The following is a 22,781-nucleotide window of genomic DNA, read 5'->3' as shown; positions in this document are numbered from 1 at the left end:
CACCACCCGCGTGCACGTGTTGCCATCCGGCACGCGGTCCTTACCTCGAAAGGGGAATCAGCGTGACTCTCAGTCACTCCGAGCCGGACACCGGGAAGGAGCGCCCGGGCGTTTCCCGGCGCGGTTTCCTCGGGTACGTCGTCGCGGCCGGGACCCTCGTCGTGGCCGCGGACGTCGGGCTCGCCTCCTCCGCGTCCGCCGCCGTGCCCTCCGCTCCGCAGCCGCCCGAGCTGTACGACCTCAACGACGCGCTCACCGACGCGGCGCTCCCGACGTCGCAGCTCATCACCGTCACCATCAACAAGGACGGCAGCGCCTCGTTCGAGATCCCGCGCGCCGAGGTCGGCCAGGGCATCACCACCTCGACCGCGATGATCATCGCCGAGGAACTGGACCTCCCGGTCGAGAAGGTGCACGTCACGCTCGCGCCGGCGCGTCCGGAACTGCTGTTCAACCAGCTCACCGGCGGGTCGAACACCACGGTCTCGACCTACACCCCGATCCGCGTCGCCGCCGCGATCGCCAAGCAGCAGCTGCTCGAAGCGGCGGCCATCCTGCTCGGCGGGACCGCGGAACGGTTCATCGTCAAGGGCGGCGTCGTGACCGCGCCGAACGGCAAGACCGCGACGTACGGCGAACTGGCGACGAAGGCCGCGTCCAGCACCACCAAGCAGGTGCAGCTGGACCCGAGCAAGCTCAAGGGCTCCAGCGAGTTCAAGGTGCTCGGCAAGCCGCAGAACCGCCTCGACGCCCACGACATCGTGACCGGCAAGAAGCAGTTCGCGATGGACCTGGACATCCCCGGCGCGCTGCCGACGATGATCTGCCGTCCGCCGACGCTCAACGGCACGCCGAAGGCCGTCCGCAACAAGGCCGACGTGATGAAGCTGCCCGGCGTCACCGACATCGCGATCATCCCGACCGGCGTCGCGGTCCGCGCGGAGACGTTCGGCCAGTGCATCGACGGCGTGCGCGCGCTGCAGGTCGACTGGGGCCCCGGCAGCGTCGAGGGCCAGAACGACGAATCCGTGCTCGCCAACCTGCGCCGCGCCGAGCTTCCGCTGGCGGTGCCGAAGGTTCCGGTGCTGGCCAAGACGGTCGAGGCGGACTTCGAGTTCATGTTCCGCTCGAGCGCCGCGCTGGAGCCGTACTGCGCGGTCGCCGACGTCCGCGACGGCAGCGCCGAGATCTGGGCCGGGCTGAAGTCGCCGATCGTGGCGCAGGGCGAGGTCGCGCAGGCGATCGGATTGCCGCAGGGCAAGGTGAAGGTCCACGTCGTCACCGGCGGCGGTTCCTTCGGCCACAAGCTGTTCGGCAACCACGCCGTCGAAGCGGCGCAGGCGTCGAAGGCGTTCGGCAAGCCGGTGCGCCTGATGTGGCACCGCGCCGACGAGCCGCGGCAAGGCAGGCTGCACCCGATGGCGACGTCGCGGATCCGGGCGACCGTGCTCGCCGGGAACGTGCTCACCTTCGAGCAGCGGCACACCTCGGTCGAAACGTCGTTCCGGCACGGGCTCGGCGAAATGCTGACCTCGGTCGCGACGAAACTCCCGACCGGGCTGGGCAACCTCGGCGTCGCCGAGGCGGTTTTCGTGCTGAGCCAGGAAATGCCGTACAACTTCGGGGTCGTCGACCAGACGCTCACCGAGACCGACCAGCGGTTCAACACCGGGTCGATGCGCAACGTCTACTCGCCCGACGTCGGCTGCGCCAACGAGCTCGTCGTGGACATGCTCGCCAAGGCGATGGGCAAGGACCCGTACGACTTCCGGATGGAGTTCCTCAAGAACGACAAGGTGAAGGGCGTGCTGCGCAAGGTCGCCGAGGTCGGCGGCTGGGGCAAGAAGATGGCCCCGGGCACCGCGCAGGGCATCGCGATCCACAAGGAATACAAGGGCGCGAGCGCCTGCCTGGTGGAAATCGACTGCCGCCCGGAGACGGTGAACCGCAAGATCCGCGACGGCGTCGCCGGCCCGCGCGTGACCAAGGCGGTCATCGCCCTCGACGCCGGGCTCGTGATCAACCCGCGCGGCATCGAGGCGCAGATCATGGGCGGTTTCGCCGACGGGCTCGCGCTCGCGCTGACCAGCAGTGTCCACCTGAAGGACGGGCACTTCCTGGAAGCCAGCTGGGACAACTACTTCTACACCCGGCAGTGGAACATCCCGCAGGACTTCACCGCGATCGCGATGCCGTCCAACGGGGAGCAGCCGGGCGGCGCCGGCGAGGCGGGCGTCGCCTGCTCCGTCGCGGCCGTCGCGTGCGCGTACGCCCGCGCGACCGGGAAGGTCCCGAAGCGGTTCCCGATCAACCACGACGACCCGATCGCCTTCGAGGTCAAGTCGTTCGTCCCGCCCGTTCCCGAATCGCCGACCGACGGCCTGAGCCACACCTACTGAGGAGCACGATGAGCAAGCACACCTTCATCCTCAACGGGAAGCCGGTGTCCGTCGACGTCGACGACAATGTGCGGCTCCTGTGGGTCCTGCGCGACGTGCTCGGCGTCCGCGGCCCGAAGTACGGCTGCGGCATCAACGTGTGCAAGGCCTGCACGTCGCACTTCAACGGCAAGGCGTTCAACCCGTGTTCGGTGCGGGTGGCCGACATCAAGGCCACGGACGAGATCACCACGATCGAGGGCCTGCCGGACACCGTGAAGGCCGACCTGCACCCGATGCAGGAAGCCTGGCTGGAGAACGACGTCGCGCAGTGCGGCTACTGCCAGCCCGGCCAGATCATGGCGGCGGTCGCGAAGGTCAAGGAGGCCAAGGCGAAGGGCCGCGAGATCAACGACGCCGACCTGGACGAGATCCGCAACGTCTGCCGCTGCGGCACGTACTCGCGGATCCGCGAGGCGATCAAGGCCGGCGCCGCGAAGATGTGACCGGGTTCGCTTGCCCCGCAGCCGATTCCGGTTGCGGGGCAAGTTTTCCCGTCTGTACCAGCGTTCCGCCGCCGAGCAGCACTGCCACTCCGATGAGCTGCACCGGCCCCAAGGCCTGGCCCAGCAGCAACCACGCGAGCAGGGCGGCGACCAGAGGTTCGGCCAGCGCCAGGACTCCGGCCAGGGCGACCGGCAAACCGCTTAACGCGTGCAGCCCGGCCAGGTACGGCAGCACGGTGCCGAAGACGGCCAGAATCAGTAGGGCCAGCCAGACCGGGATCGTCGCGCCGCCCAGCGATACCGGATTCGCGGCGATCGCTAGAGTCCACAATGGACTTACCGCGAGGGTCGCCACCGCTCCGATCGCCAGTCCCGCGGCGGTCATTCCGAGCGGATCGTGCCGTCGCGCACCGCGTTCGCCGAGCAGGAAGTATCCGGCGGAACAGACCGCCGACGCCAATCCTGCTGCGACGCCGAGGAAATCCAGCTGCGCCCCCGGTCCGAGACCGGCGATCAGCACCAGTCCGGCGATCGCCAGCGCGATGCCCAGCCACACCGCCGCGGGCAGCCGCGTCCGCCGGACGACGCGCACCCACAGTGCGACCAGCACCGGCGACAGGTTCACCAGCACCATCGCCACCGCGACCGGAATCCGGGACACCGCAACGAAAAAGAACAGTTGCACGCCCGCGACGCCGAGCAGTCCGTAGCCGAGCGGCAGCCACAGTTCAGCGCGGCGGAACCGCAGCGCCCGCGGCCGCAGCAGCGCGACGCCGGGCGCCAGCAGAACCGCGGCGAGACCGATCCGCACCGCGGTGACCGCGGCCGGGCTCCATCCCGCGTCCAGCACCGCCTTGGCGAGCGGACCGGAACTCGCGAACAGCGCCCAGGAGACCAGGCTCAGCCCGGTCGCCCGCGCGGTACCGCCCTGGTCGGCCATCTCCGCATTCTGCGGCCCGGCGCGGCGGCCGGGCCACCGGTTTTCCGCAGCCCCCGCCTCGGCAGCGCCCTCACGTACCTCTCGCGCAGCGGGCTGGCCGGGTGCGACGCGGGTCACATCCAGGGTTGTCACATCCGGCGGACGGCCGGCATCTCATGGGCATCCGCTACACACCACTGGAGGATCTGATGAGCGCACGGTTCGACCTGATGAACAACGACCTCGGCAAGTCGCTGGGCAAGCGGTTCGCGGGGCTGGCGATGCTGCTGAACAACACGGCGCTGCCGAAGGCGACGCAGGAGCTGGTTTCGTTGCGGGCCAGCCAGATCAACGGCTGCGGCTTCTGCGTCGACATGCACACCAAGGACGCGACCGCGGCCGGCGAGACCGCGGAACGGCTCCACCTGGTCGCCGTCTGGCGCGAGGCGACCGTGTTCACCCCCGCCGAGCGGGCCGCGCTCGCGCTGGCCGAGGAAGGCACCCGGATCGCGGACGGCGGCGGCGTTTCCGACGAGACGTGGGCGCAGGCTCGCGAACACTACGACGACGACCAGCTCGCTGCGTTGGTATGTCTGATCGGGCTGATCAACGCGGCGAACCGGATGAACGTCATCGTCCGCATGCCGGCGGGGCTGTACCAGCCGGGGCAGTTCGCGACGGTCAGCTGACACGAGCGCGGGCCGCCGCCGGGCAACGGTGGGACCCGGCGGCGGCCCGTTCCAGCACGGGGCGACCCGTGCGCTTACTCGATGCGGGCGATCGGCGCGCCCTGCTTCACCACGTCGCCCTCCCCCACCAGGAACCTCACCACGCCGGTCGCGGGGGCCGGGACCTCCGCGTCGACCTTGTCCACGGCGACCTCCGCGATCAGCTCGCCCTCGCGGACGGTCGCGCCGTCCGTCGCGAACCAGGTGGCGAGGACTCCCTCGCCGTCCGGGTCGTTCTCGGACAGGACGGGGAACGGGACGTCGGTCATGCGCCCACCAGGGTGAGGACGGCTTGGCGGATCCGCGCCGGCGTCGGCAGCACCGCGTACTCCAGCGGACGCGCGTACGGAATCGGCACGTCCGGCACCGCTACGCGCGCGGCCGGGGCGCGCAGCAGGCTCGGGTCCCGCTCCACCACGCGGGCGATCACCTCGCCGGACAGGCCGAACGACAGGTAGTCCTCGTCGACCACGAGCAACCGGCCGGTTTTGCCGACCGAATCGAGGATCGTGTCGGTGTCCAGCGGCACCAGGCTGCGCAGGTCCACGACCTCGCAGTCGACGCCCTGTCCGGCGAGATCGTCGGCGACGTCGAGGGCGTGGTGCACCGACAGCGACAGCGTCACGACGGTGACGTCGCTGCCCGGGCGCACGACGTTCGCCTTGCCGATCGGGACCTCGTGGTCGCCTTCCGGCACCGGGCCGATCGACCGGCGGTTCTTCGCCATCCACGGCAGGCCCATGACTCCCTTGTGGAACAGGTACACCACCGGGTTGTCGTCGCGGATCGCGGAGGTCATCAATCCCTTGGCGTCAGCGGGATTGCTCGGCACGACGACCTTCATCCCCGGCAGATGCGCGAACGTTCCCCACAGGCACTGGGAATGCTGCGCCCCGTCCGAGTACCCGCCGCCGACCGCCGCGGTCAGCACCATCGGCACCGACACGTTGCCGCCGGATTCGTAGTGGATTTTCGCCATGTGGTTGTAGATCTGGTCCATGCAGACGCCGAAGAAGTCGACGAACATCAGCTCGACCACCGGTCGCATGCCCTCGACCGCCGCGCCGATCGCGGTGCCGATGAAGGCGGTCTCGGAAATCGGTGTGTCGAGCACCCGGCGCGGGCCGAACCGGTCGAGCAATCCGGTGGTGGAGCTGAAGATCCCGCCGTAGGACCCGACGTCCTCGCCGAGCACGAACACCCGCTCGTCGCGGTCCATTTCCTGGGCGATGGCCTCGACCATCGCCTTCGCGGTGCTGAGTTTCCGCCCGGCGGGCGCGGAGGGTTCGGTGAGCGTCATTGCTGCTTCTCCTCGCTGTGTCGTCAGGCTCGCGCGAACACGAAATCCAGCGCGGTGGCGGGATCCGGCTCGGGGCTCTCTTTGGCGAACGCGATCGCCGCTTCGACCCGCTCGCTGGCCGCTGTTTTGCATTCCGCGACCTTCGCGTCGTCGAGATCTCCGTCGGCGCGCAGCTGGTTCTCGTAGGTGGGCAACGGATCCCGGCCCGGCACACCGTCCAAATCGGACCGATAGCCCTGCGCGTCGCCCTCGAAATGCCCCCACAGCCGCAACGTGTGCACCTCGATCAGGCTGGGCCCTCCCCCGGCCCGAGCCCGCGCGACCGCCTTGCCCGCCGCTTCGTGGACCGCCTCGACCGAGTTGTCCTCGACGCGCACGCCCGGGATCCCGTATCCGGCAGCGCGGTCCGCGTTCGACGTGACGCAGGTGGACGCGCTGCGCGGTACCGAGATGCCCCAGTCGTTGTCCTCCACCAGGAATATCACCGGGAGCTGCCACAACGCCGCGAGGTTGAGCGATTCGTGGAACGCCCCTTGGTTAGCCGCGCCCTCGCCGGTGACCGCGACGGCGACCCGGTCGGTCCCGCTCCGCTGGAACGCGAGCGCCTGCCCGAGCGCGGGCGGGTAGCCCTCGGCGATGATGCCGGAGCAGGAGAAGTGCACGGCGGGGTCGAACAGATGCATATGCCCGCCGCGTCCTCTGCCCAGTCCAGTTGTCCGGCCAAAGATCTCAGCGGTCATCCGGTTCAGGTCGACGCCGTGCGCGATGGCGAAATGGTGCGGCCGGTGCGTCGCGGTGACCGCGTCGTCACCGGTGAGATGCGCACAGACGCCCGCCGCCACCGGTTCCTGCCCCGCGGACAGGTGCATCTCGCCGGGGACGAGACCGGCCCCGATGTCGAAGACGGGTTTCTTGTCGGCGTGGTACTCGCGGAGGATGGCCTCCTCGTAGGTGCGGATCAGGACCATCGTGCGGTACAGGTCGAGCCTGTCCTGCGCTTCCATGGGACCTCCCATTCGCTCTGGAGGCCACTTTCGCCGGGCGCGGTCCGCCGGACAACGGGCGGGATTTCAGATGGTGATAACTGGCGGGTTCAGGGTGTGATGGCTAGGGCGCGAGACACTCGTTGGGCTGCTCGGCGCAGGGATTGCAACGGTGCCGAACCCAGTCGGCGCGCAGGCAACGAGATCGCCACCGCGCCCAACGCGCCCGGCGTGCGGACCGTCGTCGCCAGGCATGCCGTGCCCAGCAAATACTCCTCACGATCGTTGAACACATCCCCGCTCTGCGACAGCCGCTGCTCCAAAACCCGGCTGTCGGTGATGGTGTGCGGGGTGAGGTCCGCCAGCTGGTGCCGCGACAGGTAGTCGCGGCGGCCTTCGGTGTCGAGGCCGGACAGGATGCACTTGCCGAACGCCGTCGCGTGGGCCGATTCGTGGACGCCGACCCACAGGTCGACCGACGGGGCGGTCGGGCCGTCGGCGATGTCGATGAGTTTGATGTCGCCGTCGGAGTACAGCGAGAGGTACGCCGCGCCGTGCACCTCGTCTCGCAGGGCTCGCAGCACCGGGCGGATCTTCGGCAGCAGTGCGTGCAGCGACGTGTGCTGGCGCAGTTCGCTCACCTGGCTGCCGAGCGCGTAGCCGTCGTCGAGTTTGCACAGGTATCCCTCGTGGACGAGGGTGCGCAGCAGGTGATACGTCGTGGGCAGCGGCAACCCGACCGTCCGCGCGAGCACCTTGGCGGGCACCGGCCGCTCGCTCGCGCCGACCGCGTCGAGCAGGTGCAGGGCGCGCTGCACGGACCCGATCAAGGTCGGCTCTGCCGCCATCCCCTCACCTCCGCGTCGCTGCGGACTCCAGCATGCGCTACCGCTCTGACCTGGGCAAGAGCAGTTCCACCGGACGGATCACGGGCTTCCGCAGAACGTTCGCTCCGCCTCGAACGGGTCCGGCGGGACAGTCACCCCGGTCCGGTGCACGGCTCCGGTGAGGTTGGCCCAGAACCGGCCCGGCGACATCGGTTCGCGGGTGGACCGCTGGATCTCCGCCAGGTCTCCGCAGCTCAGCGCGTGCCGGGCGGCGGCGACCTGGTCGGCGGTGATGTCGGCGCGCAGGGCGAAGTTGCCGGGGCTGAGGACCGGGGCCGCCGGGTCCGCGTAATCCGCCAGCAGCCAGGCGTTGCTCAGCGGTTTCGAGTGCCCAGGTTTTACCGTGGGGAAGTCGAACCGCGCGCCGATCGGGTTGGCGAGGCCCCAGAAGTCGACGATGCCGACGTCCACCGGCGACATGACCCCGACTGTCCCCAGGTACACCCCGATGATCATGGACTTCGACGGGACGTCCGCGCGCAGTGGTGTCGTCAGAATCTGCTGCCGCGGGCCTTCGTAGGTCAGGGTGCGCGGACTGACGGCGTCGTTGAGATATTTCATCCTCGGGGTGAAATCCGCCGACTCGGTGGGATACGACTGGCCGGTCCACGCGTGGTAGTAGCCGCGCTCGTCGTCGATGAGCTTGCCGTCTTGCGGGACGAACTGGCCGATGCAGGCGCAGAGAACCGCCCACGCCAGCAGGACGGCGCCGAGCACGCGCGTCTTCTTCGCCGCCGGGAGCACCAGCACCGGCAGCATCAGCAGGAAGAAGATCGGCAGCGCCATGCGCGCGTGCATGTAGTCGCCGCCGACCTTCAGCAGATATCCCAGCGACAGCACACCGGCGACCACCGGGGTGAGGGTGACGATCCGATCGGTGCTTTGCCGCCGTAGGACCCCGGCGAGCAGGACCGTGCAGAGCACCAGCGGCAACCACAGCAGGTACGGGTTCGCGAAATCGCCGACGTACCCGAATCCGCGGCCCCAGAAGGATTCGCTCGCGTTTTTGGTGAGCGCGGGCATCGGCACGAGGATGCCGTAGAAACCCATGCGGAAGATCTCGTACCCGACCGGCAGCGCTCCGGCCGCCGCGACCGCGGCGCAGACGACCCGCCAGTTCGGCTTGGTCACCAGCCACAACGCGACCAGGAATACCGCTGCGACCAGTGCCTGTTCTGGACGGACGAGCGGGCCCAATCCCATCACGAACGCCGCGGTGACAACGTGTTTGGCCGAGGTGCTGCCTCGGAAGCGGACCAGCAGCCACCAGCAGAGCGCCATCCAGAACGTGTTCAGCCCGGTCTCCAGCCCGGACGTCGCGTACTGCCACACCGGCCGCACGCCCAGCAGCACGAGGACGCCGCACGGCACCATCGCCGCGACGCGCCCGCCGTGCAACCGGATCGTCGCGCTGACCGCGAAGCCGAACCCGGCGGCGGTGAGGAGGAGGCCGAGCATCCAGGACAGCGTCGAGGTGTCCGACTGGCCGAACACGAATCCGGCGAACGCCAGCAGCCATTGCCACAGCGTGCTCGTTGAAGCCTCGGCCCGTTCGCCGAGATTGTAGACCGGACCGTTCCCGGCGAGGATTTGCTCGACGATTCTGGTGAAGATCAGGGCGTCGTCGCAGATCCAGCGGGTGACGTAGCCGAGAATGGCGATCAGGAGGACAGATACCGCGATTATCCAGCTGTTCCTTCGTCTGTTCTTAAGCGTGAAATCAGGCTGATTTAAGGCGCGCGGAAGCGCCCTGGGCATGGTGTCCAATTAAACTCCTTGCGGAAAGAGCGCTAAGCGGTTTGCCGCCGGTAATCAACGATTCCGGTCGCGGTCAGCGCTGCGATGCCCGCGCCCACCAGGAAGACCTGCACGAGAACCAGCGGCTCGACGACGCCCGCGGCCATGGTTGAGAGGAGGACCAGCGGCTGAATCAACACCAGCGAACAGCACACGGCGAGCGAGAACGACCACGCAGGCGTGCGTCGCCGTAAGGCGAAATAGGCGAGAATGAAAAGCGCGGCCGCCCACGTGAACCAGGAAAGCCCGCGCAGATCCGAATCAACGAAAGAGCCGAAGTAAAAAGCGGCAGCCACGACCCCGGTCAAGGCAATCCACCACTTTCGCGCGGACGGAAGCGGTGCGCCGAGGTGGAATCCGGCGATCAGGAGCAGCAGCGGCAGCCATTGCGGGATGAAATAGCCGAGCAGATCAGGGCTGAAACTGAACGAATACTGATACAGGAACGTGGCGAATCCGGCGACCAGCACGACCCCGGCGACGCAACGCGCGGCTCGGCGGCGTCCGGCGAAAAGGAGCGCGAGAGGGACGACCGCGGCGGCGACCAGCGCGACGTCCTGCCCCAACTGCTGGGCCGACGCGGCAGCGTAAAGCGACAGGCTGGCCTCGCCGGTCGAGGAATACAGACCGGTCGCTCGCGGGTAGCCGAGCGCGTCGCACAAGTCGTGACCGAGGGAGAAAGCGCCCTTCATCACGCCCCAGAGGAGTCCGAGCAGGGCAACCAGCCGGACAGTGTCGCCGAAAGCGACCACGCGAGCCGGGGCTGAACCAGCAGCCAGCCGGGCGCGCAGGCCCAGCCCCAGCATCGCGAGCAGTTCGCGCCCTTCCGCGAGACGACCGGCTTCCCGCGCGTCCAGCAGGGTGCCGACCATCTCGTCCTCGCGGTCGGCGCGGTACCAGCGGGGAAGAATCCGCACTATCCGGCGGTATCGCAGCTCCGGCGCGGTCATCCCGCGGCCTCCGCAAACAACTGCCTGGCCCACCGAGGGGCGCTCATGCCCCACCCCCGAGCGCCCAGCCCCGCGCACGCAACACCGACTCCGCGGCAGCGGCGTTCGCGGCCAGCCGCCGGGTCTGCTCGGCCAAAGTGCGGCCGCCGAGGTCGGTCAGCCGGTAGTACCGGCGGAGCCGCCCCTGGTGGATCTCCTCCTTGTCCCGCTCCGCCCATCCGTCCGCGACCAGCCGGTCCAGCACGCCGTACAACGTGCCGACCCGCAGCCGGACCCGGTTTTCGGACAGTTTTTCGACGGCCTGGACGATGCCGTAGCCGTGCTTCGGCTCGTCGGCGAGCGCGGTGAGGATCAGGAAGACCTGCTCCGACATGCCTCGTTCGGTCACCCGTCCATATATATCACGTCGCGATACATACTGATGGCCGAAGCAAGGAACCTACTCGTCAGCGACCGCGGTCCCCTCCAGTTCGACCAGCAGCGTCGGGATCGCCAGCCGCGTCACGCCGAGCATCGTGGTCGACGGGGCGGCGCCGGCCGCGGCCAGACGGCCGGCGAGGACGCCGTAGTGCCGGAAAAGCAGGTCGACGTCGGTCGTGTAGACGTTGAGCCGGACCAGGTTCTCCAGCGACATGCCCGCTTCGGCGAGGACTGCCTCCAGGTTGTCGAGGCTCAGCGCCACCTGCTTCGCCATGTCCCCGGCGTGCTGGGGTTCGCCGTCAGCGTTCATCGCGGTCTGCCCCGAGCAGTACAGGGTCCGGACCGGTCCGGACACCAGTTCACCCTGGTGGTAACCCATCGCCGTCGACCACGCCCACGGGTTGACCGTCGTTCTCTCCACCATTCGCTCCTGTTCGCGTTTTCAGCAGTACGCGGAGCAGCCTCGCAAGCAATACGCGACATCCTGTGTCGTGTATTCGGTAGGGTTTTCGGCATGCGCGCCGACCGGTTGGTCTCGCTGGTCCTGCTGCTGCGCCAGCGCGGCCGGCTGTCCGCGGCCACCCTCGCCCGCGAACTCGAGGTGTCCACGCGCACCGTGTTGCGCGACATCGACGCGCTGTCCGCGGCGGGCGTCCCGGTCTACGCCGAGCGCGGACGGAACGGCGGTTTCGCGCTGCTGCCCGGATTTCAGACCGAACTCACCGGGTTGAACCACGACGAAGCGCTCGCTCTGCTGGTCGCCGGATCGCGGCGCGGCGCGCAGGCGTTCGGTCTCGGTTCGGCGCTCGCTTCGGCCATGCTCAAGGTGGTCGACGCACTGCCGGAAAGCCATCGGACCACGGCCGCGGGCGTGGCCGAGCGGTTGCTCATCGACCCCGAGATCGACCTCCTCTCGCGCCGCTCGGTCACCGAGGAGGCGCCCGACGCCGTGGTCGCCGAGATCCGGCGCGCGGTGTTCGCCGGACACCAGGTGCGCATCCGCTACCAGGCGGTCAGCCAAGCCCCGAAGTGGCGCACAGTGCACCCGATTGGACTGGTCACCGTGCGGGAGCTGGGATATTTGCTGGCGACCCGCGAAGGCGAGGACCGGACTTACCGGCTGTCCCGGGTGCTGGCCGCCGAGGAACTCGACGAACCCGCGCAGCGGCCGGATCGCGTGGACCTGGGCCGGGCCTGACAGGAACGCAGCACGCGGTTCCGGACCGGCGGCGACCAGATCGTCGCGCTAGTCCGAATTCGTCCGGAACGGCGGGAAGAATTGGCCCGCACCGCGCTCGCCATTCGCGCTGAAGAAATCAGGACGAACGGATGGTTACAGCTGGAGGCGGCTTTCCAGGATTCCCGGCACGCCGAATGGGCGCTGTGGCAGCTCGCCACAGCCGCGGAAGTCCTTGCGCCGCAAGCGTTGCGTACCGCCTTGCACCGGCGCGCCACGGCGATCGCCGCGACCTACGCCGGGCCCGCCTGAGCCCCCGACACCGGCACTGCCTGCACCTTCCGTAGTTGTGCGGATACCTACTCGCTGGTAAGTTACCCGCCAGTCGTGATCCACTTCATGGTTCAAAGGGGAGTCATGATCCGGAAACCCGTTCGTGCGCTGATCGCCGCCGCCGCTCTCGCGATCACGTCCGCCGTCGCGCTGCCCGCCGCGGCTTCGGCCGATTCCTTCTACAGCTACGACGGCAGCACGCCGCTCTCGTCGTACGCTCCGGGCACCGTCCTCAAGAGCCGGACGTTGAGCTATCACGTCTTCGGCTTCCCGACTCCAGTGCAGGCTACCCAGCTGCTCTACCGGACTACCGACGCACAGGGAAATCCCACCGCGAACGTCACCTCGGTCGTCCGCAATCCGTTGGGCGGCAACGGGAAAGCCATCTCGTACCAGTCCGCGTACGACTCGCTCGATCCCGCGGACGCACCGTCGCGCGCGATCGCGGGCGACGTCCGGCTCGGCGGCGTGCTGCCGAACGCCGAGTCGGTGCTCATCGCGCCGGCGCTCGCCCTCGGGTACAGCGTCGTCATCCCGGACACCGAAGGCCCGACCGCCGATTTCGCGGCCGGTCCGGAATACGGCAAGACCACTTTGGACTCGATTCGCGCCGCGACGCACGCGTCCGGGACCGGAATGACGGAGTCCACGAAATTCGGCCTTCTCGGCTATTCCGGCGGGGCGATCGCGACCGGCTGGGCGTCGGCGATCGCCGGGAGTTACGCGCCCGAGGTCGAGAAGAACCTCGTCGGGTTCGCCGAGGGCGGGGTGCTCGTCGACCCCGCGCACAACCTCAAATACGTCGGCGGCAGCCCGGTCTGGTCCGGCGTGATCCCGATGGCGCTGATCGGCGTCTCGCGCAGCTACGGCATCGACCTCAAGCCGTACGCCAGCGAGTACGGCCTCAAGGTGCTCGCCGAGCTCGAGCACGCGTCGATCGCCAACGCGCTCGGCCGCTACCCCGGGCTGACCTGGCAGAAGCTGGTCAAACCGGAGTACGCGAACCCGAATTCGGTGGCCCCGTACGTCGACGCGGTCAACAAGGTGAACATCGGCTCGGCGGCGACGCCCTCGATCCCCGGGTTCATCGGGCAGGCCAGCAACGGCGCGCTCGAAGGCACTGTCAGCAACGAACCGGGCATCGGCGGCGGAGACGGCGTGATGGTGGCCGGGGACGTCCGCGCGCTCGCGAATCAGTACTGCGACACCGGAAACACCTCGATCAAGTACACGCAGTACGACGCGCTCAGCCACGCCACCGCCCTCCCGGTGTGGGCGCCGACCGCGATCGCCTGGCTCAACGACCGGTTCGCGGGCAAGGCCGCGCCGTCCAGCTGCGGGCACATCGGGGCGGGGAACTCGCTGGCGCCGGAGCAGCACGCCGGGTCTTGAGAGGCTGATGCCGCAACGCCTGGGCGGGCCCGAAAGGGGCTTGCCCAGGCGTGCCCAGTGTGCATAGGGGCGTCGCGTTAGGGGTGCTCTCCTCCCGGGGGACTCGATACACACGAAGAATGACCAGTGATGTGCAGATCGAGCCCATCAGATATCCCTTCGGCTCAGCGGAGGGGGTCGACCTCGACCCGGCCTACACGGAGGCACGCGACGCGCCGGGGATGATCCGGATCAAGCTGCTCTACGGCGAGCCGGCGTGGCTGGCCACTCGCTACGACGACGTTCGCATGGTGTTCGGCGACCGGCGGTTCAGCCGGGCCATGGCCGCCGATGCCGACGTGCCGAGGATGACGCCGCACAAGCTCGACGGCGGGATCGTCATGATGGACCCGCCGGAACACAGCCGGCTGCGCAAGCTGGTGGCCCAAGCCTTCACCCAGAACCGGGTGCAGCGGTTGCGCGGGCGGGTCCGGCAGCTGGCTGAGGACCTCGTGGACGCGATGGCGGCCGGCGGCGCGCCGGCGGACCTGGTGGAGAATTTCTCGTTGCCGCTGCCGGTGTCGGTGATCTGCGAGCTGCTCGGGGTGCCCATGGCCGACTGGCCCAAGTTCCGGGTCTGGAGCGACGGGATCCTGTCCACGAGCGAGACCACTGCCGAGGAGTACGAGGCCAACGAGGCGGAACTCCAGGAGTACATGCGCGGGCTGATCGCCGCCCGGCGCGCGGAGCCCGCCGACGACCTGATGACCGCGCTGGTCGAGGCCCGCCACGAGCACGACCGGCTCTCCGAGGCGGAGCTGATCGATTTGTGCGACGGGCTTCTGGTGGCCGGCCACGAAACCTCCGCGTCCCTGATCGCCAGCTCGGTCTTCGTCCTCCTGGAGCGCCCCGAGCGGCTGGCCGAGCTGCGGGCCGATCTCAGCCTGTTGCCCGCCGCGGCCGAGGAACTCCTGCGGTTCGTCCCGCTGAGCCATTGGGAGGGCTTTCCCCGTTACGCGACGGAGGACGTCGAGGTGGGCGGTTCGCTGGTGCGCGCGGGGGAGCCCGTGGTGACCGACTTCGCCTCGGCCAACCGGGATCCCCGGCGGTTCGAAAATCCCGACGTGCTGCGCTTCGACCGGAAGGCGAACTCGCACCTGGCTTTCGGGCACGGCGTGCACCACTGCCTCGGCGCGAACCTCGCCAGGGTCGAACTCCAGGAAGGCCTCCGCGCGCTGCTGACCAAGCTGCCGGGGCTGCGGATCGCCGGAGAGATCGAGTGGAAGGTCGACATGCCGGTGCGCGGCCCGCGCCGGATGCCGATCGGCTGGTGATCGCTGCCCGTCCGCACTCGCTGAAAAGCCCCTGTCCGCTCAACGGCGGGCAGGGGCCTTCCCTTGGCAGCTAACGGATCAGCCGTCCGAATCGGCCGACGGGATGAACGCGCCCGGCACCTGGTCCGGGGCGAAGATCTTGTCCTCGCCCGGATACGGCTGGGTCCATCCGTGCACCTGGTACCACGTGAAGTGGTCCATCTGCGCGGGGTTGGCGTAGTCCGCCGTGGCGTTCGGGCCGGTCAGCTTCTGCTGGGACTGCCACTGCTGCCACTGCTGAGCCAGCTGCTGCTTGTCCGCGGGCACCGCCGCCGACGCCGCCGCAGTGGAGGCCGTCGGGACGTTGTCCGTGCCGCACGACGGCGGGGTCTTCAGGCCCGCGGTCAGCGACGTCTGGTTCGGCACCGCGGTGAACGGCGTGTTGTCCGGCTTCGGCGTGAACGCGGTCGCCATCGGGGTGGCCGCGCTGTCCTTCTGGTTCATCGGGTGGACCCCGAGGATCTGCTCGATGGTGCGGATCATGGTGATCTGCGAGTAGTACCGGCTGTCGGTCACGCCGCGCTGCGCGTACGGGCTGATGATCTGGACCGGGGCCCGGTGCCCGTCGACGTGGTCCAGCCCGGCCTGGGAGTCGTCCTCGACGACGAAGATCGCCGAGTCCTTCCAGTACTGGCTGTGCGAGATCTTGTCGACGATCTTGCCGACGGCCAGGTCGTTGTCGGCGACCTGCGCGGCCGGGCTCGGCGGCCCGCCGGTGTGGTCGCTCGACAGCCAGAACATGTTCAGGTCCGCCGGGCCGTTCTTCTCGAAGTCGTTCTTCCAGATCTCGTACCGGTACTGGTCCGGCACCGCGGTGTCGAACTTCGGGAAGCCCGGCACCGAAACGCTGTTCAGCGACGGGATCGGCGACGACGAGACCAGCGGGTACGCGGTCGGCTCTCCGGTCGCGGCCATGTTCTTCGAGTCGCAGTACAGGTTCTGCCAGCTCGCGTCCGCGGGCTTGGCCAGGAACTGGTGGAACTCGCCGAAGTCGCGCACGGTCTTGCCCGCCGCCTGCGCCCCGGTCCACAGGAAGCCGCTGCGCTGGTGGCCCAGCGCGTCGTCCTCGGTGTCGTAGCTGCGCTTGTACTCGCCTGCCGACGACTCGGTGTACTCCGGGTTGTCGGCCTGCATCAGCCAGTTGTGACCCTCGGCCGAGTTCGTGCCGATGTCGTAAGTGTTGTCGTACAAGCCGAACTGGGTGGCCAGCGCGTGCTGGTTCGGCGTGACCGCCTGGCCGAACTGCGCGAGCGCCGGGTCGCCGTTGCCCTTCTTCATGTCGCCGAAGAGCTGGTCGTACGTCCGGTTTTCCTTCACCAGCAGGAAAACGTGCTTGATCGTCGACGGGTCGCCGAGCCGACGGGGCACCGGGACCGGCTTGACGTCGCGGTTGCCCGTCTGCACCGAACCGGGCGTCCAGCCGTTCTGCTTGAACACCTGACGCGTCTGCGCCCAGGTCTGCCAGTCGGTCGGCAGGGTGAACCGCTGGAGGCTCGACGTGGTGTCGTGCGTGGCGTGCCCGGCCGCGGTGGTCGGGCGGCGGGCGTCGATGCCGCGGGTGTTGGCGACCAGGATGTTGTTGCCCGACGCTGAGATACCAGACGGGAAGTAGTCCGTCGGCAGCAGTCCGATGAAGGCGGCGGGGGCCTGCGGGAACCAGTAGCGGTAGACCGCGACCGCGTTGGCCCGGCCGAGGGTCACCAGGAGGTGGCCATCGTCGGTGAGCGCGATGTCGGTCGGCTCGTAGCCGACCTGCGCTTCCGGCCACGGCTGCGTCGCGATGGTCTGCACCACGACGTTGCGCTGGGCGTCGATCACCGAAACGCTGTCGCCGCCGGTGTTCGCCACGAACAGGGTGTTGTTCTTGGCGCGCAACGCGGTCGGGTGCAGGCCGACGTCGATGCTCTTGACCGGAGCGGACGGGTTCGCCAGGTCGATCACGCTGACCGTGCCGGTGGTCGCGGCCCCGGTCTTCGGGTCGGCGACGATGTCGGTGCCGTACGAGTTGATCGTGGTGTCACCCGGTTTGGCCGCGCGGCCGCCCTCGTTGCTGACGTAGATCCGGTTGCCGATCCGCACCAGTGCACGCGGTGCGTTGCCGACGGTCCAGCTCTGCTTGATCTGTCCGCTGGCCGCGTCGATCGCGACGACGCGGTTCTGGCCGTTCACCGCGGAGTACACAGTGGACCCGTCCGCGGAGAAGATCGCGCCCGCGGCAAGGGAATGCTTGGAACCGTCGGCCGGGATCGGGACCCACGTGGGGTTGGCGACGGTGCCGTCCGGGTTCACGGCGAACTTGCGGTAGCCGTCGATCTGGCCCAGCCACAGCGTTTTACCGTCCGGCGAGTACGACGGGCCTTCCTGGCCGACGTCGTTGCCCGGCAGCTGCAGGTCGGCCTTCTTGTCCTTGCCGACGAGCTGCTGGACCTTCCAGGACTTCAGATCGACGATGGTCAGCGCGATGCCGCCGTCGGTGGTCAGCGCGGCGAGGTGACTGCCGTCCGGGCTGACCGTCGAGGACATGATCTTGCCGTTCGGCAGGACCAGCCGCTCGCCGATCGGCTTGAGGTACTGGTCGCTGGAGATGGTCAGGCCGTTCTCGGTTTCCTGGCCGACCTGGTCGGTGCCGAACTGCTTGGTGGAGGCGAGGCCGATGCCCGAGCCCGTGGCGACGAGAGCGACCGCGGTCGCCCCGGCCGTGACGAAGCGCAGCCTGCGGGATTCTTTCTTCCCGCCACGCCTGCGACGGCGCGTTACTTGCATGTCCTCATCCCTTCGTGGAGGAGAGCAGCTCGACGTTGCCGTCGAACTGCCACAGCGGGTTCGGCTGGTCCCCCTGCGGGGTCCGCACCTGGAAGTAGCCGTTCACTTCCTTCGGTCCGTCGCCGTCGGCGACATACCGCCCGTCCGAGGTGACATCGAGCTGGTAGATCGCCTGCCCGGTCGCTGAGATACCAGGGAGATGCCAGGAGACGACGCAGCGCCAGTCGTTGCCCGGGCCTTCGGCCTCGACGAGACCACCGCCCTTGGTGCATTCCGTGCTGGCGGCGAGCTGCTCCTCCGTGACGTCCGGACGGTGCAGCTGCGCGGCCTGGATCCGGTAGAGATGCGCGAACTCTGTGGACAGCGACTGCTGCAGTTTCGCCTGGTCGATGCCCGAACCCGACGCCGGTGTCGCGACCGCGACGACTGCCACCGTGACGCCGATCAGCCCGGCCATCGGCAGCAAGCCCGCGGTTAGTACGCGACGACCCGCACCGTCGTATGTCAGATCGGTGAAGTCGCGTCTCACGAACAGCGCGTAGGCCAGCGCAGTCGAGACCGCTGCCCAGACCAGGCTCACTCCGACGCCGATCAGCAACGGCCCGAGCTGTACCGGGTCGGTGAAGAGGCCGTTCCACGAGATGAACGCGTACGTCGGCAGCGCGAGCCGCACGACGACCGGCAGCGGCAGCAGCTGCGCCACCGCCATGACGAGCGCGACCACCGCGGGCAGCAGCAAGCCCATCGGCGACCGTCCTAATGCGACAGAGCCGAGGAGGCCGATCCCCGCCAGGGCGAGGGTCGGGGCGAGCACGCAGACCCAGGCGAGCACGACCTTCACCGCCGCGTCGCCCGAGGACAGCAGGTGCCCGTCGAGTCCGGTGAGCGGCTGCCCGCCGACCGCGACGAGACCGCCGACCGTGCTGGACACCGCCAAACCGAGGACCAGCAACAGGATCACGGTGAGGCTGGCGAGTGCTTTCGAGACGAAAATCCGCCGGTACGACCGCATCGCCACCAGCAGGTGCCGCCAGGTGCCGAGCCGGTCTTCGGCGGCGAAGACGTCCCCGGCGACCAAGGAGGTCAGCAGCGGAAGCGCGTAGCTGCCGGCGAATCCGAGCAGGACGAGCGGCCCGGCCCAGCCGGTGGCGTTCATCAGGCGTCCGAACAGGGTGTCCACCGGGAGGTCGCTTTGCTGGCTGACCGCGGCGACGAACACCGCGGGCGCGAGCCAGCAGGCGAGCAGCAGCACGCGGATCCGCCACTGCGACAACAGCTTCACCAGTTCGAACCGGTAACCGCGGCCCAGTCCGACCGAGGCTTGCTGCTCGACAGGTGCGTCGAGGACGGTCATCGCTTCTCCCCCTGCTCCGTCAGCTCCAGGAACGCGGCCTCCAGCGGCGAGACGACCGGAGCCAGTTCCCGTACGCCGATGCCCTTGCCGACGACGCGCGTGACCAGGTCGTCCAGCGCGGGCACCAGGCCGCGCACCACCAGCACGTCGGCCTGTCCGCGCGGGGTCTGAGCGTCGTCGATCCGCAGCCCAGGCACGTTCGCGGCGATCTCGCGCGCGGCCTTCTGGTCCGACGTGACCAGGCGGTACGCCAGTTCGCGGTCCTCAGCGGACAGTTTCGCCAGCGGGCCAGTGAAAACGACGCGGCCGGCGGACAGGATGGTGACCTCCGAGCAGAGCGCTTCGAGGTCGTCCATCCGATGGCTCGACAGCACCACCGCGGTGCCCTCGTCGGCGAGCCGGGCGAGCACGCCGTGCACGTGTTTCTTGCCTGCCGGGTCGAGGCCGTTGGCGGGCTCGTCGAGGATCAGCAGCCGCGGTTTGGTCAGCAGCGCGGCGGCGAGGCCGAGGCGCTGGCGCATGCCGAGGGAGAAGCCGCGCGCCCGGTCGTCGGCGACGTCGGTGAGCCCGACCTGCGCGAGGAGGTCGTCGAGGTCGACGGTCTGGCCGCGCAGCGAGGCCAGCGCGGCGAGGTTCTGCCGCGCGGTGAGCGACGGGTACAGCCCCGGCCCGTCCACGAACCCGGAGATGCCGTCCGGGGTGGCGAGCGCGCGGCCGACCGGGCGGCCGAGGATCTCGAGTTCGCCCTCGTCCGCGACCGCGAGTCCGAGCAGCAGGCCGAGCAGCGTGGTCTTGCCCGCGCCGTTCGGGCCGACGAGCCCGTGGATCTCGCCGTGCGCGACGTCGAGATCGACACCGTCGAGCGCGAGCACGTCGCCGAAACACTTGGTGATCGCGCGGGCTCGCACCGCGTCGCTGGTTCCCATGAATCCCCACTTTCCGAAGCCGTGAGGAACTTAGGCACGACAAGTGACATGCGAACCCGCGCCAGGTTGAACGTTGGGGAAACCCCGTGCGGCCTAGCCGATTAACCGGACAAAAAGGATCAATCTTGCGCGGACAGCGCGTCCGAGATCTCCCGGACCAGCACATAGGACCGTTTCCGCTCCGCGTGGTCGTGGATCGGGGTGGTGATCATCAGCTCGTCCGCGCCGGTCTCGGCGATGACTGTGCGCAACGAATTCCGCAGTGCCGCCGGGGCTCCGGCGAGCACCGGACCGGGGCCGATCGCCGGATCGACAACCGCGTCTTCCGGCCGGGGCAACAAGATCCGCTCGCCGCGCGAACGGCTCAATGCCTTAGCCCGAATGGACCTGGCGAGCCATTCCGCGTGCTCCTCGGTCGCGGCGGCGACGACCGCGACACTGACCACAATGGACGGTTCGGCGATGAGGCCGGGGCGGAAGTTCTCGCGATAGCTTCGCGTCGCGGCAGCAGCTTCAGCGGGACGGAGATGGTAGGCGAACGCGTACGGCAGGCCTAGTTCGGCGGCGAGGTGAGCGCTTGCCGTGCTTGATCCGAGCAGCCAGACGTCCGGCACGTTTCCTTGTGCGGGAGTGGCGCGCAACGGCTGGTCGGTGTCGGCGAAATACTCCAGCAATTCCCTAACGCGGCTGGGAAAGCTTTCTGCCGGGCCGGGATTCAGCGCGTCCGCCACCCGTTGCGGACCGCCGAGCGCGCGGCCGAGCCCGAGGTCGATCCGGCCGGGGTTGAACGCGGCGAGCGTGCCGAACTGTTCGGCGACGACGAGCGGCGGGTGGTTGAGCAGCAGAACGCCGCCCGCGCCGACGCGGATCCTCTTCGTGGCATCCGCGATGCGGGCCGCTGCCACGGCAGGCGCGGCGCTCGCGACTCCACGCATGCTGTGGTGTTCGGGCAACCAGTAGCGGTGATATCCCAGTTCGTCGGCCAGTTCGGCCAGGTCGAGCGTGCGCTGCAGCGCCTCGCGCGCGGTCGACCCCGCGACGACCGACGATGTGTCCAGCACTGAAACCCGCACCCGGGCATCATCCCGGACCCGATGCGGGACGACAACCGGACCGTCCACGGTCTCAAGTGGACGGTCCAGCCGCGGCTTACGAGGTCTCCCGCACCGGCGCGGGCGCGTCCTCCTCTTCCTCCACCGCTTCGCTCAACTGCCAGCCGCCGCGGCGACGCAGCACCACGAGGTAGTACCCCAAGGCCAGCAACGCGATCGCCGCGGTGACGATGAGACTCGGCCGTCCGATCACCGGGTCAGTCGCGTTCACGTACAGCACGAACGCCAGCGCGACCAGCGCGACCACCGGCGCGATCGGGAAGCCGGGCATCCGGTACTTCGCCCCCGCCGTCGCTCCGGAGCGGCGGCCCAGGATGGCACCGAGGCACAGCGCCGCGTACACGACGACGATCGACGTGCTGGTCACGACGGTCAGGATCTGCGGGTCCACAAAGCACAGTGCGGCGGCGATGAATCCAGTCGCCAGCGTCGCGACCCACGGGGTGCCGAACTTCGGGTGCACCGCGGCGAGCGCGCGGTTCATCGCCTTCGGCCACGCGCGGTCGCGGCCGCTGCTGAACACCAGCCGGGAGCTGATCAGCACGATCGCGAGGACCGCGTTGATGATGGCGAGCGCGACCGCGAGGCTCAGCACGGTGTCGAGCGTGCTGCCGCCGCGGGACTGCACGAAGTACGACAACATGTTGGGAGAGCTGAACAACGTGCCGAGATCCGGTGCGCCCATCAGCACCGCGGTGACCGGGATCAGCTCGGCCAGCACGGTGACCCCGAGTCCCATGAGGACAGCGCGCGCCACCCCGCGTCCGGCGTCCTTGGTTTCCTCTCCGAAGTAGACAGCCGAGCCGTAGCCGTTGTAGGCGAAGATCGCGATCGCCGTCGCGATCATCACCGCGCTGATCGTCGCCGGGCCGCCGCCGGGGGCGACCGGATGCGCGAGCAGGTCGGTGAACGGACGGGCCGGCTTGACCAGCCCGAGCACCGCGACCACGGCCAGCGCCAGCAGCTCCACCGCGAGAAAGACGCCGGTGACCCAGGCGTTCAGCTTGATGTCGAACACCGCGACGACGGCGGCGAGCACGCAGGTCACCGACGCCACGACCGCGGGCGAGACGCCGGGCAGCACCACGCTCAGGTAGGTGCCGACGCCGAGCGCGATCACCGCGACGATCAGCACCTGCGTCACGATCATGATGCCCAGCACCATGAATCCGGGCAGTTTGCCCAGCGTGCGGGCAGCGATCGTGTACTCGCCGCCCGCGCTCGGGAAGGCCGAGCCCAGTTCGGCGTACACGAAGGCCATGAACACGCCGACCACGGCGGCGGCGAGGAAGGCGTAGAAGGCGCCCGATCCGGCGCCGGTGAGGACGCCCGGTGCGATGACGAACACCGAGGACGCCGGGCTGATCGCGGAAAGCGTGATCAGCAGCATGCCGAGGGTGCGCAACCCGCGGCGCAAGACGGGGGTGGACAACGCTGGCCTCCATCAAGTCGTTGCTCAAGTACGTTGTTTGAATGGAACTCAAATAACCAGCCGGGCGTTCAG

General features: G+C 68.9%; 19 protein-coding genes and 1 pseudogene. 6 read left to right on the top strand and 14 right to left on the bottom strand.

Annotation, left to right across the window (positions count from 1 at the left end):
• Positions 1–62 precede the first annotated feature (62 nt).
• Positions 63–2,399, top strand: coding sequence for a molybdopterin cofactor-binding domain-containing protein (locus tag WA670_RS27645; RefSeq protein WP_134664883.1), 2,337 nt, complete (start codon positions 63–65; stop codon positions 2,397–2,399).
• A gap of 8 nt (positions 2,400–2,407) precedes the next feature.
• Complete coding sequence (locus WA670_RS27640) at positions 2,408–2,884, top strand: (2Fe-2S)-binding protein (protein ID WP_037817840.1); 477 nt, start codon at positions 2,408–2,410, stop codon at positions 2,882–2,884.
• Here the strand turns inward: WA670_RS27640 and WA670_RS27635 are convergent.
• Positions 2,859–3,824 (bottom strand): EamA family transporter, encoded by a 966-nt coding sequence (locus tag WA670_RS27635; RefSeq protein WP_336159281.1) that lies wholly within the window; start codon positions 3,822–3,824, stop codon positions 2,859–2,861. The two genes, WA670_RS27640 and WA670_RS27635, sit on opposite strands and share 26 nt — an antisense overlap.
• 188 nt (positions 3,825–4,012) lie before the next feature.
• On the opposite strand from WA670_RS27635, the gene WA670_RS27630 reads away from it, so the two are divergent.
• Positions 4,013–4,492 carry a carboxymuconolactone decarboxylase family protein gene (locus tag WA670_RS27630; RefSeq protein WP_037818008.1) on the top strand — a complete coding sequence of 160 codons (480 nt, stop codon included), beginning with the start codon at positions 4,013–4,015 and terminating at the stop codon, positions 4,490–4,492.
• Between the two features lie 74 nt (positions 4,493–4,566).
• Here WA670_RS27630 and WA670_RS27625 read toward each other — a convergent pair whose 3' ends face one another.
• The 8 genes from WA670_RS27625 to WA670_RS27590 form a co-directional block, all read right to left on the bottom strand.
• On the bottom strand, positions 4,567–4,800 hold the full coding sequence (locus tag WA670_RS27625) for a lipoyl domain-containing protein (protein ID WP_336159280.1): 234 nt from the start codon (positions 4,798–4,800) through the stop codon (positions 4,567–4,569).
• The gene (locus WA670_RS27620; protein ID WP_134664887.1) at positions 4,797–5,831 is read right to left on the bottom strand and encodes an alpha-ketoacid dehydrogenase subunit beta; all 1,035 of its coding nucleotides are present in this window, start codon (positions 5,829–5,831) and stop codon (positions 4,797–4,799) included. Before WA670_RS27620 ends, WA670_RS27625 begins: the two co-directional genes overlap by 4 nt.
• Before the next feature lie 23 nt (positions 5,832–5,854).
• A complete protein-coding gene (locus WA670_RS27615; protein WP_336159279.1) occupies positions 5,855–6,835 on the bottom strand; it encodes a thiamine pyrophosphate-dependent dehydrogenase E1 component subunit alpha in 981 nt (326 codons plus the stop codon).
• An 89-nt stretch (positions 6,836–6,924) separates the two neighbouring features.
• Complete coding sequence (locus WA670_RS27610; protein ID WP_336159278.1) at positions 6,925–7,662, bottom strand: IclR family transcriptional regulator; 738 nt, start codon at positions 7,660–7,662, stop codon at positions 6,925–6,927.
• Between the two features lie 78 nt (positions 7,663–7,740).
• Positions 7,741–9,468: an ArnT family glycosyltransferase gene (locus tag WA670_RS27605; protein WP_336159277.1), complete on the bottom strand. Its 1,728-nt coding sequence runs from the start codon at positions 9,466–9,468 to the stop codon at positions 7,741–7,743.
• Positions 9,469–9,491: 23 nt separating this feature from the next.
• Complete coding sequence (locus WA670_RS27600; protein ID WP_336159276.1) at positions 9,492–10,448, bottom strand: hypothetical protein; 957 nt, start codon at positions 10,446–10,448, stop codon at positions 9,492–9,494.
• Positions 10,449–10,491: 43 nt separating this feature from the next.
• Positions 10,492–10,836 (bottom strand): PadR family transcriptional regulator, encoded by a 345-nt coding sequence (locus WA670_RS27595; protein ID WP_199818003.1) that lies wholly within the window; start codon positions 10,834–10,836, stop codon positions 10,492–10,494.
• Positions 10,837–10,887: 51 nt separating this feature from the next.
• Positions 10,888–11,289, bottom strand: coding sequence for a RidA family protein (locus WA670_RS27590; protein ID WP_336159275.1), 402 nt, complete (start codon positions 11,287–11,289; stop codon positions 10,888–10,890).
• A gap of 93 nt (positions 11,290–11,382) precedes the next feature.
• On the opposite strand from WA670_RS27590, the pseudogene WA670_RS27585 reads away from it, so the two are divergent.
• The 3 genes and pseudogenes from WA670_RS27585 to WA670_RS27575 all read left to right on the top strand — a co-directional run bounded on the left by WA670_RS27585 (position 11,383) and on the right by WA670_RS27575 (position 15,083).
• Positions 11,383–12,357, top strand: a pseudogene (locus WA670_RS27585) (helix-turn-helix transcriptional regulator).
• A gap of 105 nt (positions 12,358–12,462) precedes the next feature.
• Positions 12,463–13,770, top strand: coding sequence for a lipase family protein (locus WA670_RS27580; protein ID WP_336159274.1), 1,308 nt, complete (start codon positions 12,463–12,465; stop codon positions 13,768–13,770).
• A gap of 119 nt (positions 13,771–13,889) precedes the next feature.
• The gene (locus WA670_RS27575; protein ID WP_336159273.1) at positions 13,890–15,083 is read left to right on the top strand and encodes a cytochrome P450; all 1,194 of its coding nucleotides are present in this window, start codon (positions 13,890–13,892) and stop codon (positions 15,081–15,083) included.
• A 78-nt stretch (positions 15,084–15,161) separates the two neighbouring features.
• Here the strand turns inward: WA670_RS27575 and WA670_RS27570 are convergent, their stop codons facing one another.
• The 5 genes from WA670_RS27570 to WA670_RS27550 form a co-directional block, all read right to left on the bottom strand.
• Entirely contained in the window at positions 15,162–17,885 is a 2,724-nt protein-coding gene (locus WA670_RS27570) for a bifunctional YncE family protein/alkaline phosphatase family protein (RefSeq protein WP_336159272.1), read from the bottom strand.
• A gap of 4 nt (positions 17,886–17,889) precedes the next feature.
• Positions 17,890–19,239 (bottom strand): ABC transporter permease, encoded by a 1,350-nt coding sequence (locus tag WA670_RS27565; protein WP_336159271.1) that lies wholly within the window; start codon positions 19,237–19,239, stop codon positions 17,890–17,892.
• Complete coding sequence (locus tag WA670_RS27560) at positions 19,236–20,165, bottom strand: ABC transporter ATP-binding protein (protein ID WP_336159270.1); 930 nt, start codon at positions 20,163–20,165, stop codon at positions 19,236–19,238. Before WA670_RS27560 ends, WA670_RS27565 begins: the two co-directional genes overlap by 4 nt.
• Before the next feature lie 119 nt (positions 20,166–20,284).
• Positions 20,285–21,238, bottom strand: a complete 954-nt coding sequence (locus tag WA670_RS27555; RefSeq protein WP_336159269.1) for an MsnO8 family LLM class oxidoreductase — start codon at positions 21,236–21,238, stop codon at positions 20,285–20,287.
• A gap of 76 nt (positions 21,239–21,314) precedes the next feature.
• Positions 21,315–22,709, bottom strand: a complete 1,395-nt coding sequence (locus WA670_RS27550) for an APC family permease (protein WP_134664913.1) — start codon at positions 22,707–22,709, stop codon at positions 21,315–21,317.
• Between the last annotated feature and the right edge of the window lie 72 nt (positions 22,710–22,781).

It is taken from the genome of Amycolatopsis sp. VC5-11 (genome assembly GCF_037034185.1).
Lineage (GTDB): Bacteria > Actinomycetota > Actinomycetes > Mycobacteriales > Pseudonocardiaceae > Amycolatopsis > Amycolatopsis nivea.
This window is presented reverse-complemented; position numbering and strand designations above follow the sequence as displayed.